Genomic DNA, 15,036 nt, shown 5'->3' on the forward strand with positions numbered 1-15,036 from the left:
CCTGACTGCAGGGCCTGAGATGAAACTACTTATTGTTGAAGATGAACATAAAACGAGAGAATACTTATCTAAAGGCTTAAGTGAGTCCGGGTTTATTGTTGATGCAATCGAAAATGGCATTACAGGCCTGCATATGGCGACAACTGAAGACTATGATTTAATTATTCTTGATGTGATGTTGCCAGATATTAATGGCTGGGAGATTGCTAAAAACTTACGCAATACAGGAAAAAATACGCCAATCCTCATGCTTACTGCTTTAGGTAATGTTGAACATCGAGTCAAAGGGTTAGAGATAGGTGCTGACGATTATCTTGTTAAGCCATTTGATTTTTCTGAGCTACTTGCTCGAGTAAGAACTTTATTACGCAGAGGCAATAACAGCATCCAAAAAACACAATTTACCATTGCTAATTTGCATGTTGACCTGATCAAACGACGCGTTACACGTGAAAATGATAAAATTATACTCACCAGTAAAGAATTTTCATTATTGGAATTTTTTATTCTTCACCAAGGCGAAGTTCTTTCTCGTTCTCTTATCGCCTCAAAAGTTTGGGATATGAATTTTGATAGTGATACCAATGTCATTGATGTTGCAGTTAAAAGGCTGAGGGCTAAAATAGATCAAGGCTATGAACCTAAATTGATTCATACCATTAGAGGGATGGGCTATTTACTCGAGATCCCTGAAAATGATTAAGCTGTTTCGATCTCCTGTCTCTATTTCAATTCGTCTTATTGTTTTGATCAGTATTACTCTCTCCCTCGCCTTACTATTATTTAGCTCGATCATGATCAACTCAGTTATGTTACATTTTAAGCAGCAAGATGAATACACACTTAACCAGTTGAATTTAACGATCCGAAGCTTATTAAATGGCAATTCAGATCCACAAAGTGAGCAATACGCACGAATTAAAACCATTATTAATGAGCATCAAGATGCTACCATTTATCTCATTGATAATAAAGGAAATACATTAGTATCTCCCAATGCAACAGATAAACTTATTACGCACTTAAAAAATTATGATCCTGATAAAAATAACCAAGACGTAGAGCTCAAAGATTATCGTCTATCAGAAAGTCTTATTCAGGTGGGCCCTCCTTCAGAGCCTAAACAATATCGATTAGTTACTGCGCTATCATTAAATTTTCATCATGATTATCTGAGCTCATTAATAAACAGTTTGATTATCAGTGCAATTATACTGTGCTTATTTACTATTCTTGTCGTTTATTTCCTTGTGATAAAGGGATTAAAACCCCTTAAAGATGTAAGCGATGAAATAAAAAATGTCACATCCGAAAACTTAAGCGTCCGTTTAGATCCTGATTCTGTACCTAATGAATTGAAGCAATTAACAAAATCATTTAATCAGATGTTAGTAAAAATTGAAGATGTTTTCGTAAGGCAAACAAATTTTTCGGCAGATATTGCTCATGAAATGCGTACACCAATCACTAATTTAATGACTGAAACTCAAATATCTTTGAGTAAAAACCGCAGTAAAGAAGAGCTAGCTGAAGTGTTATATTCTAATTTGGAAGAATATAACCGACTATCACGAATGATCTCTGATATGCTTTTTCTTGCTCAAGCAGATGATAATAGGCTTATCCCAGAGAAAAAAATCATTAATATTAAAACTGAAATAGAGCTCATATTTGATTATTTTGAATATCTCGCTGAAGAGAATGAAATAAAACTTAAGCTAATTGGGGACACTAGTCCTATTATGGCCGATAAAGACATGTTAAGAAGAGCGATTACTAATTTATTATCAAATGCTATCCGCTACACCCCAAGGGGTGACTCTGTCAGCATTAACATTTCAAATGTAAAAGAGGGTATTGAATTAATCATCAGCAATCCCGGTATAAAAATACCCGAAGAACACTTAGAAAAACTCTTTGATAGATTTTATCGAGTAGATAAATCAAGGCAAAGAAAAAATGAAGGAAGTGGAATTGGGTTGGCAATCGTCAAATCAATTATATTAGCGCATAAAGGCAGGATCTCTGTAAAATCAGATGATTTTTCAACACGCTTTACTGTATTTTTACCTATGAAACCAAATTGAATGTCTACCATAAATGGCAATTTTGTCATTTTGTTGTCAGTATTCAGACAGAAATAAAGCCTTATTATAGTTATAAGATAAACTATTTAACTTAATAAGGGTTCACAATGAAAAAATTTATTTTTTCTTTAACACTTGTAGCTGTAACAGGACATGTATCTGCCGCTCAAACTGAAAAAGAAATACATTATAATGCTGCAAATGCATTAAATTTCACTGAAAACAATACTTCCTATTCTAATTTAAAATCGATTAATAGCCATTTAAGTAAAGCGGGTATTTCGACCAATAATGATATCAATTCAACTCAGTCATTCCTTGAGTTAGATGAACACGCCCAAGCTGCTGCTGCATTGAGTTTTACGCAAAACAATACATCACCAATAATGCAAAGTATGATCAGTCGCCACCAAAGCCTATCACCTAACTATAAACAGCCGGCAGTAAAAGTTGCGAAATCATTTTCCGAAATGAATGAAAATGAAAAAGCAGTCACTATGTTAAGCTTTCATAAAAACAGCTCATCAGAATCGATTCAAAGTAAAATAATAGAAAATTTAAAAAATAATTAATTGAAATTTTAAAACCATATTATCAAATAACTAATTAATATGGTTTTAAATCAATCAAAATAAGCCTAACCCACTCGCATTCAATTTTATCAAACCCATTTCATTTTTTATTAAAAACAAATGAAACTATTTATTGAACATCAAAAAAAATAGTTTATTATTTCTAGGCAGTTCATTTGAATATTAACTTTAAAAGGCGATTATATGTTTAAAAAATCAATCATACTTGCATCTTTATTATTTCCAGCACTCTCTTTGGCTACCCCTATTCTTCCCTTCCCGCCAGAGCCACCTATCCTAAGTATAGACTTAAAAATAGCCTATAACGGAGATGATGATGATGTTTGGTTTCAAGTAAAAAATGGAGATGATGATGATGTTTGGCTGAACATCGAATAAAAGCAATAAGATACCAAATAAAATTTAAAGAATATTTCCCTCATAATGTATAGCCCTATATCCATTTAATATACTCTCTTCGGAAATACTGGTCTATATGCGGTTAAATCAAAAGTAAAGTGGGACCAAATTTAAAAAGCCCCACTTTACCCTTTTTTTCAAAAAATACCCCAAACACAACTATAAAATTAATTAGAAAATAAAATATTACATCATCAATTGCTAATTAATTACTTTAATCACTAAGGGTTTATTAGTTATATAACTAATTAAATATTTGTTATTAATATAAAACAAAAAAATAAAAAAAAGCCATAATACTTTATATTTATCGTAAAATAAATTTAATTACACACATAGATAAATAACTAATTGCTTATTCAAAACCATGAATTACAATTTCATTGCAGTTCATTTTAATTTAAACTTTTAAACGAGGATCTTATATGTATAAAGCATCTATTGTCATAGTATCTTTATTATTCCCAATTCTATCATCTGCAACTTCTTTCCAAGAAAAACATTCTGACAATATTTCTACTTATTCTACTGTTTACGAACAAAGCCATGGAGGAAATGGTGGGAATGGCGGTCATGGTGGTAATGGTGGCAATGGTGGTAATGGCGGCAACGGCGGTAATGGCGGTAATGGCGGCAACGGTAGATAATTTAACTAGTCACTAAATATTTCCCTCCTCACTCGATGAGGGGGGAACGGAGGAATTTATAATGTATAAAAATTACATCTCACTTGGTGTCTTATTAATGAGTTCTATTTCATTTTCAGCATACTCTCACTCCTTATTTAATACTGCATCTAATTGTTTATTAAAAAATGAATTTAATATTAATGAAATTAATAATAAGGTATGTTCGAAACTCCATGGCCAATATTACTATTCTAAATTTTTTAGCTTTGTAAGCTATGGACAAAATGGGAATTCGGGCCAAGCTGGAAATGATAGTCAAGGTGGTCATGGTGGCCATGGGGGTCACGGTGGCCATGGGGGTGATGGTCAAAATGGTGGAAATGGCGGAACGGGATCAAATAACGGTAATGGTAGCAATGGTGGTAACGCAGAAGAAGGCAGTAATGGCAATGGAGGAAATGGCGGCAATGGCAGTATAACTGGAGGTGATGGTGGAAATGGCGGTGATGGCGATGGTGGTGGTAGTGGTGGGAATGGCGGTAATGGAACGGTAAATGGCAATGGGGGTAATGGAGGGCATGGTGGAACTAATGGCGGTAACGGGGGTAATGGGGGCAACGGCTCTGGTAGTGGTAATGGCGGCAATGGGGGTAATGGTAGCCAAGGAGGAAAAGGAGGACGCGGTGGACCTGATGGCGGTAGAGACGGGCACGATGGCATTAGCTCAATGTGACAAACCAATCCGTTAAAAGTGTATAAGTGATGTGGCAATATGAAACCCTATAATTATCTTAATAAAAGATGGTATTACCAATAAAAACGGAAGCTTTCGCTTCCGTTTTTTGTACTCTAGCAATATTTACTGCTTAGGTGCTAACTTCATTAAAAATGTGCGTAATTGTACAAAATCAGAGGGTAAAAAGTGTGAGAGTAGTGGTAGTTCCGCACGCTCTGCTAACTCTTTAGGTAAAGGTATTGCCTTATTAAGAATTTCTTCAACACTCTCTTTAAATTTAGCCGGGTGTGCCGTACCTAAAAACAGCCCGAACTCGCCTTCTTGCAATTGGTCACGAAGCACACGATAAGCAACTGCAGCATGTGGCTCAGATAAATACCCTTTTTTATCTAATTCACGTACTGTTTCTTTAGTCACTTCGTCACTCACAGCCCCATGCCCTAATTCATCAAGAGACCAACCTTTACGACGGAATAGCTCTTCTATACGAGGCCAGTTGTTTGGCTGACTAACATCCATCGCGTTCGATAGGGTTGCTACCGTTTGTTTTGGCTTCCATTGCCCATCAACGAGGTAACGTGGCACAGTATCATTGACGTTAGTAGCTGCAATGAAGCGCTTAACAGGTAAGCCCATTGATTTAGCTAATAAACCCGCTGTAAGATCGCCAAAATTACCACTCGGAACCGAGATCACTAATTGATCCCGTTTTTCTGCTGGGATCTGTGCGACAGCTTCAAAGTAATAACAAATTTGCGCTAATAAACGGCTGATATTGATCGAGTTAGCCGAATTTAAATACAGCGCTTTTTTTAGTTCTTCATCATCAAACGATTGTTTTACTAATGCTTGGCATGCATCGAAGTCATCTTTAATCGCAACCGTATGAATATTTTCACCCAGCGTGCAGAAGAGTTTTTCTTGCAGCGGGCTAATTTTTCCTTCTGGGTAGAGAATGACAACTTGGACGTTCTTAAGACGATAGAATGCGTGTGCAACAGCTGCTCCTGTATCCCCAGAAGTGGCAGTCAAAATGGTCACTGGCTGCTCACCAGCGACTTGCCCCAGTGCCTGAGCCATAAAGCGACCACCGAAGTCTTTAAATGCGAGTGTTGGCCCATGATATAGCTCCAGTGTCGCGATATCATCTTCAACCTTAGAAACTGGCGCAGGAAAAGCAAACGCGGCTTCGACCCTTGCAGCGAGCTCCTCATGAGGGATCTCATCACCAATAAAAGCACTTAAAATACGGCTGCTACGAGTGACAAAATCTAATTTTAATAATTCGTCGATTTCAGTCGCAGTGAATTCAGGTAAGTCTTGAGGAAAAAATAAACCTTGTTGCTTGCCTAAACCTTGCTTAACCGCTTGCGCAAAACTTACTTGTTCGTTGTTATCTTTTAAATTATACAGTTTCATTATTTACCCTATTGTCCTTGCCCCGGCCAGATCCAAACGGCAGATATGCACAAAGCCTTCATCATTCTGAATATAATGTTGTTGCAAGTAGCTCGCCATTTTTTCAGCAATATGCTTCTCATCGCAAATAGCAAACAGTGTTGGCCCAGAGCCAGAAATGCCACAAGCTAATGCACCGATTTCTTTTGCATTCTGGCGTGCTGCCGCAAAACCGGGTAATAGTTGTGTACGATAAGGTTCAGCCACAACATCTTGGATCATCGTTGCTGCAAGTAACGATTGGTTTGTATGACAAGCATGAATGAACCCTGATAGGTATCGACCATGATTTACAATATCATGGCGGGGATAGCTATTAGGAAGGATCGCACGCGCTTCCGCTGTCGATACTTTAATGCCAGGATAGGCCATGACCCAATACCAGTTTTCGAATGCAGGCACAGGCTGAGAAATAATGCCATTTTGTTCGATAATCAGCTGTAAACCACCTAAAAAGCACGGTGCGACGTTATCATAGTGCACACTTCCTGAAATACGCCCCTCTAACTCCCCCATCATGCCAAGCAATTGGGTATCATCGAAGGGTTTCTCTGCAAATTCGTTTAGCGCCATCAGTGCTGCAACAACAGAACACGCACTAGAACCGAGCCCTGAACCAATTGGCATATTTTTTTCGAGCGTCATAGCGACATTTAATGGTCGACCAAGGCGCTCACAAAACAATTGCCAACACTGGTAAACAATATTGTGTTCATTTTTTTTCGGAAGTTTAGCAACGAATTTGCCTTTATTCGTCAACGAAAAAGTGTCCGCCGCTTCAACTGTTACACAATCACCTAACAATGAGCCATCCGCTGGAGAAACTGCAGCGCCAAGAACATCAAACCCGACGCTCACATTACCAATTGAAGCCGGTGCATAAACTTTAATCACTTATTAAACTCCCAGTTTCCATGAAAGGGTACGCAGCACATCCGCAAATACACCAGCTGCAGTAACATCATTACCTGCACCATAACCTCTTAATACTAAAGGAATTGGCTGGTAGTAACGTGTATAGAAGGCCAGTGCATTTTCACCATTTTTAACCTTGAAGAGAGGGTCATTACCATCCACAGCAACGATTTTCACCCGACAGCGCCCTTCTTCAATTAACCCAACATAGCGTAACACTTTTTCTTCCGCTTCTGCGGCTTTTATACGCTGTGCAAATTGTGCATCCAGTTGTGGTAAACGAGCCATAAACTCAGGAACAGAACCACTGCTATCAAAATCAGCAGGTAAAACAGGTTCAATTTCAATATCTTGTAGTTCTAAATTGTAACCCGCTTCACGGGCTAAAATTAATAATTTACGCGCCACATCCATACCTGATAAATCATCACGAGGGTCTGGCTCTGTGAAACCTTTTTCTTTAGCCAGTGTTGTGGCTTCCGATAAAGACATGCCCTCGTCTAATTTCCCAAAGATGAATGATAAAGAACCCGATAAAATTCCGCTAAAGTGAACTAGTTCATCCCCTGCATTCAGTAAGTTTTGTAGGTTCTCGATAACGGGTAAACCTGCACCTACGTTGGTGTCATAGAGGAATTTACGTTTCGATGTTTCACTTGCCGCACGTAACTGATGGTAGTAATCCATCGACAAAGTGTTGGCTTTTTTATTCGGTGTGACCACATTAAAGCCATCTTTCAAGAAATTGACATACTGCTCTGCAATTTCCTGATTTGATGTGCAATCGATAATGACAGGGTTCAAGAAATGGTATTCACGCTCTAAACGAATTAAACGGCTTAAGCTAAATGGCTCTTTCGCTTCCGCCAGTTCCGCTTTCCAGTTACCTAAATCGATCCCTTGCATATCCGTGAGCATTGCACGTGAATTCGCAATACCACAGACACGTAAGTCAATATGCTTTTGTTTTAGCCATTGTTGCTGGCGATGAATTTGTTCAATTAACGCATTACCAACCCCACCAACACCGATGACAAAGGCTTCAATAACTTGTTCTGCATTAAATAGCATTTGGTGGCATAAGCGTACCGCAGTTGTGGCTGCGTCATTGGCAATAACGGCAGAAATAGAACGCTCAGAAGACCCCTGCGCAATAGCGACAATGTTAATGTTGCCACGAGTTAACGCAGAGAAGAAACGAGCCGAAATGCCTTTCAAAGTACGCATACCGTCGCCCACCACAGAAATGATCGCTAACTGCTCCATCACATCCAGTGGCTCAAGTACGCCATCTTTCAACTCTAAGTAAAACTCTTCTTCCAGTGCTGCACGGGCTCTGACTAACTCATTTTGTGGGACACAAAAACTAATACTGTATTCTGATGAAGATTGCGTGATCAGAACAACCGAGATCCCTCGACGAGACATGACGGAGAAAATACGTGCAGCCATACCGACCATCCCCTTCATACCGGGGCCAGATACGTTGATCATCGCCATATTATTCAGGTTGGTGATCCCTTTCACTGGCGTGCTGTCGTCAGTTTGGCCATCACCAATTAAAGTGCCAGGCGCGCTTAAATTAGTGGTGTTTTTTATCAGGCAAGGGATTTGGAATTGAGCAATTGGGGCGATGGTACGAGGATGGAGAACTTTGGCACCAAAATAGGATAACTCCATGGCCTCTTGGTATGACATGCCTTTCAATAAACGAGCGTCAGGCACTAAACGCGGGTCACATGTATAGACGCCATCAACATCAGTCCAAATTTCACAACAGTCGGCACGTAAGCAAGCCGCTAGCACTGCGGCTGAATAATCAGACCCATTACGGCCTAATACCACTAATTCACCCTTCTCATTACCTGCGGTGAAGCCTGCCATTAGGACAAAATGATCTTTCGGTATATTTAAATCAGAAATGCGTTTTGTTGACTCATTTATATCAACTGTAGATTCAAGGTAGTGGCCTTTCGCGAGTAAGCTCTCAACAGGGTTAATGACGGTCACATTATGACCGCGTGCTTTTAGCACAGACTCCATAATTGCGATAGAGAGTTTCTCACCACGGCAGATAATTGATGCGTTAATGCTGTCTGGACACTGTCCGAGAAGAGTAATACCATGCAGTACTTGTTTGATTTGCGCGAATTCGTGCTCTGTCAGTTTTTTTAACCGGTCATATTCAAAACCAGGTTGTTTTTCTTTTAATCCTTTTAAAAGGTTAGCAAAAATCATTTCAGCATCATTAACATGCGTGATGACATCTTGTCCTGCAACCGTTTTTTCAATCATAGCAACCAAATGGTTAGTGATTTTTGCTGGCGCGGATAACACCAAAGCCACTTGTCCATCTGCTAATTTGCCTTCAGCGATGTCAGCAACATTCAGTACTCGTTCGTCATTTGCAACCGAAGTACCGCCAAATTTAAGCACACGCATGGTATTTCTCTCCTGAATTAACACCAAAAAAAAGCCCGCATCGGTTAAGTATGCGGGCTTTTTCATTTTTATTTTTTGGATGCGTCAGCCCGCCCCGTTTCCTGTGGTTACGGTGGTGGTGGTAATAATAATAGTCAGGCTGATATTACGCATAGATTCTGTCTGTCTCTTAGATTCTTTAAGTTTCTCCCTATACGGTTAAAGCAATTGGTATATTTTGTCAAATTTATTTGTAAAACATCCCTTTTAAAACCCTTTTTTTACTTGATAAATTATCTACCAGCATGAAAAACACCTCCCCAAAAAGATATCCATCACACCAATATTGGTTTTAAAAACTAAAATAATTAAAATTTCAAGATGAATAATTTTTTAACCAACAAAAAACGAAATTGCCTATAAAACAGACAACACAGATGACCTTTAGCCATTTCTTGTGAAGAGAACCAAGGTGAAAAAATGCGTAAAAATGACCCACTCACCCCACGTATTTAGCTCATATATTTCTTACCACTTACCATTCATAGTCATCAGCCTACAACCACTAATGCAATAAATTGCAAAGTAAGTACTTACACTTAAAACCCATACTTCTTCATCTGGTTAAATTACAAACAAATGCTAGGTGATTGTTAAAAACCACCCGCGACAAAATAAAATAAGTATCTTTCCTAATTAAATAACATAAAAGCTCACAAACTGAATATTTGCATCCCGTTATCGCTAACAAGATAAATTTTTCACCTTTTTTTGTATTAAAATAACATTTCGAAATCGGAGGTAAGTCACAAATTAAACATTATTTATAATGGTATATTTAACTCATTGAAGACTATATTCATTAATACCAATCCGAAGCATCCCCTATGCATCAACTGCTCCCTTTTTTTAGACGCTATCTGATTCCTAAACACCGCATTAATTTATATAATTATCTACCTAACAATTTTTGTTAACGTGCTACAATTGATTTTGATATGTATCAACAAAAGTTAGTTTTTTAGGTGGTAAATGCAGTATTAGCTGTTATATTGCTGTTAACAGTACAATATTGGGAAAGTGCTTATATTTTGACTTGTTGTTAAAGTCTTTTGCCTGAAATGGCAACATAATGTCACTGTTGAATTTCAAAACAAATTTATACTCATAAACGTGTTTTTCCAGAGAACAATATTAATAACCACCTAACTGGAAACGGATTGTGAGTTCAGTATTCTTATTTTAATACTTTAGGTAGCAACTATGCAGACCCCACACATTTTGATTGTTGAAGATGAAATTGTCACACGCAATACGCTGAAAAGCATCTTTGAAGCGGAAGGCTATGTGGTTCATGAGGCAACTGATGGCGAAGAGATGAATAATGTTCTCTCTGAACATGACATCAATTTAGTCATCATGGATATTAACTTACCAGGTAAAAACGGTTTATTACTTGCTCGTGAACTTCGTGAGCAAGAAAGCATTGCGTTAATGTTCCTAACAGGACGCGATAACGAAGTGGATAAAATCCTTGGCCTTGAAATTGGTGCTGACGACTATATCACTAAACCATTTAACCCACGCGAACTGACTATTCGTGCGCGCAACTTACTGTCCCGTACAATGAATTTAGCGGGCGGTACTGAAGAGCGTCGTTTAGTAGAAAGCTATAAATTTAATGGTTGGGAATTAGACATCAATAGCCGTTCATTAGTCAGCCCTGCGGGTGAGCACTACAAATTACCCCGTAGTGAATTCCGTGCGATGCTGCATTTCTGTGAAAACCCAGGAAAAATTCAGACTCGTGCAGACCTGCTGAAGAAAATGACTGGCCGTGAATTAAAACCACACGACAGAACTGTTGACGTCACGATCCGTCGTATTCGTAAACATTTTGAATCGACACCTGACACACCAGAAATCATTGCAACCATCCACGGTGAAGGCTATCGCTTCTGCGGTGATTTAGACGAATAATTAGCAAGCTAATTATTTACTGATTATCAAAATCCGTTGTCTTTTAGGCAACGGATTTTTTATTGGCGAGCCATTTTTATTGCGAGTACATCGACTCAACCGTTTTTTGTTATCACCAAGGCATAATCGGCACTGCACTTAGCGCATTCTTTGGTGAACCGTCGATCATCTTGTCTGAATAAGTCAAATAAATTAATGCATTACGTTTTGGATCGTAAAAACGTACAACTTGTAATTTTTTGAAGACTAAAGACGTTCGTTTTTGAAAGACAACTTGCCCTTTCGTCGGTTTGCGTTTGACACGGTCGCTTAACTCAATCGGTCCAACTTGCTGGCATGAAATTGCAGCATCAGAGGTGTCTTCCGCTAACCCTAAACCCCCTTTGATCCCCCCTGTTTTTGAACGACTTAAATAGCAAGTGACATTCTCAACATCAGGGTCATCAAATGCTTCAACGACAATTTTATGGTCAGGGCCGAAAATTTTAAAAACAGTATCGACTGAACCGATTTCTTCAGCAAATGTCATGCTCGGCAACGCTAATAATAATGCTGTAAGTGCGATATTTTTTAATCTGGAACAACGCATACTGAATTTCCTATTCAACTAAAAATCGGTAAAACCTCGTAGTAAAACAAGACTTATTATTCACTTTCTTAACTAATTATCAAATACAACTCATTTACTATAAACGAAAAAGATAACTTGATATAGAATAGCCATTCATTGATAGATTATATCTGTTCTATAAGTCGCATTGGCTGGGGATATACATGGATCAAACTAATATTATTCGCGACTTGCTTCGCTGGATAGATGACAACCTAGATAAACCACTCTCGCTAGATAATGTTGCCGCAAAAGCGGGCTACTCAAAGTGGCATTTACAACGAATGTTCAAAGAGGTGACTGACCAAGCGATTGGTGCTTATATTCGAGCCAGAAGGCTTTCTCGAGCTGCTGTGGCATTGCGGCTAACAAGCCGACCAATTCTTGATATTGCGTTGCAGTATCGCTTTGATTCGCAACAAACTTTTACTCGAGCCTTTAAAAAGCAATTTAACCTAACCCCTGCTTTTTACCGCCGGAGTGAAGAGTGGTGTGCGGCAGGTATTTGCCCACCGATTATTTTAGATAATCACACCAATATTGAACATGAATTCCTACAAATGCCAGAGCAAGAGCTGGTTGGCTTGGAACAAAGTTGTTCTTATGCGTTAGAAGAGTGGTCGACCGCTTGTTCGCAAATGCGCCAAACATTTTGGCACTACTATTTGGATAATACGACGACGATTGCGTCTGAAGTTTTTGGCTTGCACCATGCCATTCATAATCCAGAAAAAGAAGATGAACAAACGGTGTTCTATACCACGGCGGTAAAACCTGAAGATGCGAGTTTTAACACAGACCAATACTCGAGCTTAACGTTACCAAGTGGCCATTATGTTAAATTTTCATTCAATGGGACGCCAACTCGAGATGCATTACAAGAGTTTTTATACCAAATTTATGGTGTATATCTGCCTAAGCTGAATTTAACACGTCGACCAGGTTATGACATCGAACATTATCGATTAAAAAACATCGATTTACGTCATGTCACCCTTGAAGATGATGACCCCAAAACACATATCGATACCTTTGATTATTATGTTCCTATCAAAACAGGTTCGGCCGCGACCCCTTAAAGCAGAGGAGTTTCAGTTTGTTGAAACTCCTTTTTCGAAATCGTTAGCCTTGCTGTTCGTCAAGAGCCGGCTGCGATAAATGTGTGACCTCACCTGCCGTTTCAACTATCCAACCATTCGCCAACCATGGGCTGTTTTGGTAATCAACACGAGATAACGAACAGTTACGTAAACGAAGGCGGCGTTCTGAATAAGCCGGAACCCCCATAATACGACTAATTAACGTACTCAACGCAATCCCATGGCTAACAATCAACGGGCGGCTACCTTCAGGCAAATCTAAACAACTATTTAGTGCTGCAAACATGCGTGTATACAGCTCCTCCATTGATTCACCCTCTGGAATTCGTCCTCCACGTGTGCCATCAATTAAGCTTTTACGCCACTGTTCTTCCTCTGGCGTTAACGACTCTATTGCTCTTTGCTCAAGAACGCCCATATTTAGTTCACGTAGACGCGGTTCTGTGGTAATTTCACACCCGCACACACTTGCAATTATTTGTGCAGTTTCCAGTGTGCGTCCCATATCACTAGTGATAATATGGGTAATGCCTTCTGACTTTATCCTCTCAGCCACCTGCCTTGCTTGCAGTCGTCCAGTGGCGGTCAGAGGGCTATCGGATTGTCCCTGGATGCGACGAGCTAAATTCCATTCAGTTTCGCCATGGCGAACAAGATAAACCTGTAACATAGATGTGTTCCGTTATTACTTTTCGAAGTATGTGTTCAAAGGAAAATAATTAATGTACCAAGTTATAGCTGCAACGACTAATCCTGCCAAAATTAAAGCGATCCATCTTGCTTTCGATGCTGTTTTTGGGGCTGGCAGTTATCAAATTGAAGATATTAATGTCGATAGCAGTGTTCCACAGCAACCTATCGGTAATAATGAAACCCGTACTGGGGCTAGACAACGCGTGATGGCCTCTAGGCAAGTTCGCCCTGAAGCGGATTTTTGGGTTGGTATTGAAGCGGGTATCGAAGACGATATGACATTTGCTTGGATAGTGATTGAACATAAGCAAATACGTGGTGAATCCCGCTCTGCCAGTATTATGATCCCAGAAAAAATTCTGGCGGGTATTCGTGAAGGCCGTGAACTCGGCGATGAAATGGCCTTTTTAACAGGCATCGATAATATCAAACAACAAGGTGGTGCCATTGGTTTTTTCACTGACGGGGTATTAACTCGCACCAGTGTTTACCAACAAGCCTTGATATTGGCCTTGGTTCCCATTAAGCATGAAATTTATAAAGAGCTAAACCAAGTAGAAGATTAATTATACTTAAAATAATTAAAATTGCATGTGCGATTAAACACCACTCTTTTCACACTAAAGTATGGGAAACCATACTTTTTTTGTGACTATTAATTTGAAATACGATAAATACCAATACGATAAATAGTTCGGATTATAAGTCGCTGGCAAGTGGTGCTAAGCCCTAGGGGCATACACTAGTATGTGACTAGGGCGAATGAGCGAAGCCTGAACACCCCTACAATTTGAAATACGATAAATACCAATACGCTAAATAGTTTGGATTGTGGCTAGGCGGCAAGTGAGGTTATCCCGATGAGCATACACAAGTATGTGATTCGGGTAACCAAATGCAGCCAACAACGCCACAGTGCAAAATATGACGCGTATTTTAGAGAAGTTGTTGCTCCAACCACTCCTTCACAGGAATAGGCGCTGACTTTAAGCTATTCGAACCCCGAGTAATAGTTGCAATTCCCACGCCGAGCTCATTTTTCAGTTCTCTTTGGCTCATTTCACCGCGCATCAACTCTTGCACAATTTTAACGCGAGTCGCTAACGCTGTGCGCTCATCTGGCGTGAGTAATAACTGAAGAACTGGCAGATGAATATCTTGTTCAAATGCCAATTGTAATAAATTCACAAAGCGCAGCCAGTCAGCGTTTTCATCAGCAGTCAGTGCCGGGTCATGTTGTTGATTTGCTGTCATCGTTTATCCACCCATACTATTTAACTAGTACAAATAATAACACACTCTTATTAGAAATCATCAACCAAACACCATTTTCATTTAGTTACTGCGTTAATATGCTAAATAGTTTGAGTTGTGACTAGGCGACCAGCGAGGATAGCTCGGGGAGCATACACAAA

16 protein-coding genes and 1 other annotated feature are annotated in these 15,036 nt (G+C 39.3%); of the genes, 9 read left to right on the top strand and 7 right to left on the bottom strand.

Annotation, left to right across the window (positions count from 1 at the left end; genetic code table 11):
* Positions 1-19 precede the first annotated feature (19 nt).
* The 6 genes from PR809_RS17505 to PR809_RS17530 all read left to right on the top strand — a co-directional run bounded on the left by PR809_RS17505 (position 20) and on the right by PR809_RS17530 (position 4,441).
* On the top strand, positions 20-703 hold the full coding sequence (locus PR809_RS17505) for a heavy metal response regulator transcription factor (protein ID WP_102138966.1): 684 nt from the start codon (positions 20-22) through the stop codon (positions 701-703).
* Complete coding sequence (locus PR809_RS17510) at positions 696-2,087, top strand: Cu(+)/Ag(+) sensor histidine kinase (RefSeq protein WP_102138965.1); 1,392 nt, start codon at positions 696-698, stop codon at positions 2,085-2,087. The genes PR809_RS17505 and PR809_RS17510 overlap by 8 nt, the downstream gene beginning before the upstream one ends.
* Before the next feature lie 107 nt (positions 2,088-2,194).
* Positions 2,195-2,659 carry a hypothetical protein gene (locus PR809_RS17515; protein ID WP_206276127.1) on the top strand — a complete coding sequence of 155 codons (465 nt, stop codon included), beginning with the start codon at positions 2,195-2,197 and terminating at the stop codon, positions 2,657-2,659.
* A 204-nt stretch (positions 2,660-2,863) separates the two neighbouring features.
* Entirely contained in the window at positions 2,864-3,058 is a 195-nt protein-coding gene (locus tag PR809_RS17520) for a hypothetical protein (RefSeq protein ID WP_102138963.1), read from the top strand.
* 446 nt (positions 3,059-3,504) lie between these two features.
* The gene (locus PR809_RS17525; protein WP_102138962.1) at positions 3,505-3,726 is read left to right on the top strand and encodes a hypothetical protein; all 222 of its coding nucleotides are present in this window, start codon (positions 3,505-3,507) and stop codon (positions 3,724-3,726) included.
* Between the two features lie 61 nt (positions 3,727-3,787).
* On the top strand, positions 3,788-4,441 hold the full coding sequence (locus tag PR809_RS17530) for a hypothetical protein (RefSeq protein WP_102138961.1): 654 nt from the start codon (positions 3,788-3,790) through the stop codon (positions 4,439-4,441).
* Between the two features lie 126 nt (positions 4,442-4,567).
* Here the strand turns inward: PR809_RS17530 and thrC are convergent, their stop codons facing one another.
* The 4 genes from thrC to thrL all read right to left on the bottom strand — a co-directional run bounded on the left by thrC (position 4,568) and on the right by thrL (position 9,412).
* A complete protein-coding gene (gene thrC / locus PR809_RS17535; protein ID WP_206276128.1) occupies positions 4,568-5,863 on the bottom strand; it encodes a threonine synthase in 1,296 nt (431 codons plus the stop codon).
* A gap of 3 nt (positions 5,864-5,866) precedes the next feature.
* Positions 5,867-6,796 (bottom strand): homoserine kinase, encoded by a 930-nt coding sequence (thrB, locus tag PR809_RS17540; protein WP_102138959.1) that lies wholly within the window; start codon positions 6,794-6,796, stop codon positions 5,867-5,869.
* A gap of 3 nt (positions 6,797-6,799) precedes the next feature.
* Positions 6,800-9,259 (bottom strand): bifunctional aspartate kinase/homoserine dehydrogenase I, encoded by a 2,460-nt coding sequence (thrA, locus tag PR809_RS17545; protein WP_166266620.1) that lies wholly within the window; start codon positions 9,257-9,259, stop codon positions 6,800-6,802.
* Between the two features lie 24 nt (positions 9,260-9,283).
* Positions 9,284-9,405 (bottom strand) — a sequence feature (Thr leader region).
* On the bottom strand, positions 9,344-9,412 hold the full coding sequence (gene thrL / locus PR809_RS20145) for a thr operon leader peptide (protein WP_071548816.1): 69 nt from the start codon (positions 9,410-9,412) through the stop codon (positions 9,344-9,346). (Overlaps the previous feature by 62 nt.)
* A 1,089-nt stretch (positions 9,413-10,501) precedes the next feature.
* On the opposite strand from thrL, the gene arcA reads away from it, so the two are divergent.
* Positions 10,502-11,218 (top strand): two-component system response regulator ArcA, encoded by a 717-nt coding sequence (arcA, locus tag PR809_RS17550; protein ID WP_004905684.1) that lies wholly within the window; start codon positions 10,502-10,504, stop codon positions 11,216-11,218.
* Positions 11,219-11,330: 112 nt separating this feature from the next.
* On the opposite strand, the gene creA is transcribed toward arcA, so the two are convergent.
* Positions 11,331-11,807, bottom strand: coding sequence for a protein CreA (gene creA / locus PR809_RS17555; RefSeq protein WP_102138958.1), 477 nt, complete (start codon positions 11,805-11,807; stop codon positions 11,331-11,333).
* A 185-nt stretch (positions 11,808-11,992) separates the two neighbouring features.
* On the opposite strand from creA, the gene robA reads away from it, so the two are divergent.
* Positions 11,993-12,907 carry an MDR efflux pump AcrAB transcriptional activator RobA gene (gene robA / locus PR809_RS17560; RefSeq protein ID WP_195698193.1) on the top strand — a complete coding sequence of 305 codons (915 nt, stop codon included), beginning with the start codon at positions 11,993-11,995 and terminating at the stop codon, positions 12,905-12,907.
* A gap of 43 nt (positions 12,908-12,950) precedes the next feature.
* On the opposite strand, the gene gpmB is transcribed toward robA, so the two are convergent.
* Positions 12,951-13,598: a 2,3-diphosphoglycerate-dependent phosphoglycerate mutase GpmB gene (gene gpmB, locus PR809_RS17565; protein WP_102138956.1), complete on the bottom strand. Its 648-nt coding sequence runs from the start codon at positions 13,596-13,598 to the stop codon at positions 12,951-12,953.
* A gap of 52 nt (positions 13,599-13,650) precedes the next feature.
* On the opposite strand from gpmB, the gene yjjX reads away from it, so the two are divergent.
* On the top strand, positions 13,651-14,187 hold the full coding sequence (gene yjjX, locus PR809_RS17570; RefSeq protein ID WP_004914743.1) for an inosine/xanthosine triphosphatase: 537 nt from the start codon (positions 13,651-13,653) through the stop codon (positions 14,185-14,187).
* Positions 14,188-14,557: 370 nt separating this feature from the next.
* On the opposite strand, the gene trpR is transcribed toward yjjX, so the two are convergent.
* On the bottom strand, positions 14,558-14,875 hold the full coding sequence (gene trpR, locus PR809_RS17575; RefSeq protein WP_094961916.1) for a trp operon repressor: 318 nt from the start codon (positions 14,873-14,875) through the stop codon (positions 14,558-14,560).
* Between the last annotated feature and the right edge of the window lie 161 nt (positions 14,876-15,036).

This window comes from Providencia sp. PROV201 (genome assembly GCF_028479545.1).
In the GTDB taxonomy this organism is placed as follows: domain Bacteria; phylum Pseudomonadota; class Gammaproteobacteria; order Enterobacterales; family Enterobacteriaceae; genus Providencia; species Providencia huaxiensis.

Bases quoted from the DNA above. Each gene is read 5' to 3' on its own strand.
- PR809_RS17505 (WP_102138966.1), top strand. From the start codon at position 20: ATGAAACTACTTATTGTTGAAGATGAACATAAAACGAGAGAATACTTA.
- PR809_RS17510 (WP_102138965.1), top strand. From the start codon at position 696: ATGATTAAGCTGTTTCGATCTCCTGTCTCTATTTCAATTCGTCTTATT.
- PR809_RS17515 (WP_206276127.1), top strand. From the start codon at position 2,195: ATGAAAAAATTTATTTTTTCTTTAACACTTGTAGCTGTAACAGGACAT.
- PR809_RS17520 (WP_102138963.1), top strand. From the start codon at position 2,864: ATGTTTAAAAAATCAATCATACTTGCATCTTTATTATTTCCAGCACTC.
- PR809_RS17525 (WP_102138962.1), top strand. From the start codon at position 3,505: ATGTATAAAGCATCTATTGTCATAGTATCTTTATTATTCCCAATTCTA.
- PR809_RS17530 (WP_102138961.1), top strand. From the start codon at position 3,788: ATGTATAAAAATTACATCTCACTTGGTGTCTTATTAATGAGTTCTATT.
- thrC (WP_206276128.1), bottom strand. From the start codon at position 5,863: ATGAAACTGTATAATTTAAAAGATAACAACGAACAAGTAAGTTTTGCG.
- thrA (WP_166266620.1), bottom strand. From the start codon at position 9,259: ATGCGTGTGCTTAAATTTGGCGGTACTTCGGTTGCAAATGACGAACGA.
- arcA (WP_004905684.1), top strand. From the start codon at position 10,502: ATGCAGACCCCACACATTTTGATTGTTGAAGATGAAATTGTCACACGC.
- creA (WP_102138958.1), bottom strand. From the start codon at position 11,807: ATGCGTTGTTCCAGATTAAAAAATATCGCACTTACAGCATTATTATTA.
- robA (WP_195698193.1), top strand. From the start codon at position 11,993: ATGGATCAAACTAATATTATTCGCGACTTGCTTCGCTGGATAGATGAC.
- gpmB (WP_102138956.1), bottom strand. From the start codon at position 13,598: ATGTTACAGGTTTATCTTGTTCGCCATGGCGAAACTGAATGGAATTTA.
- yjjX (WP_004914743.1), top strand. From the start codon at position 13,651: ATGTACCAAGTTATAGCTGCAACGACTAATCCTGCCAAAATTAAAGCG.
- trpR (WP_094961916.1), bottom strand. From the start codon at position 14,875: ATGACAGCAAATCAACAACATGACCCGGCACTGACTGCTGATGAAAAC.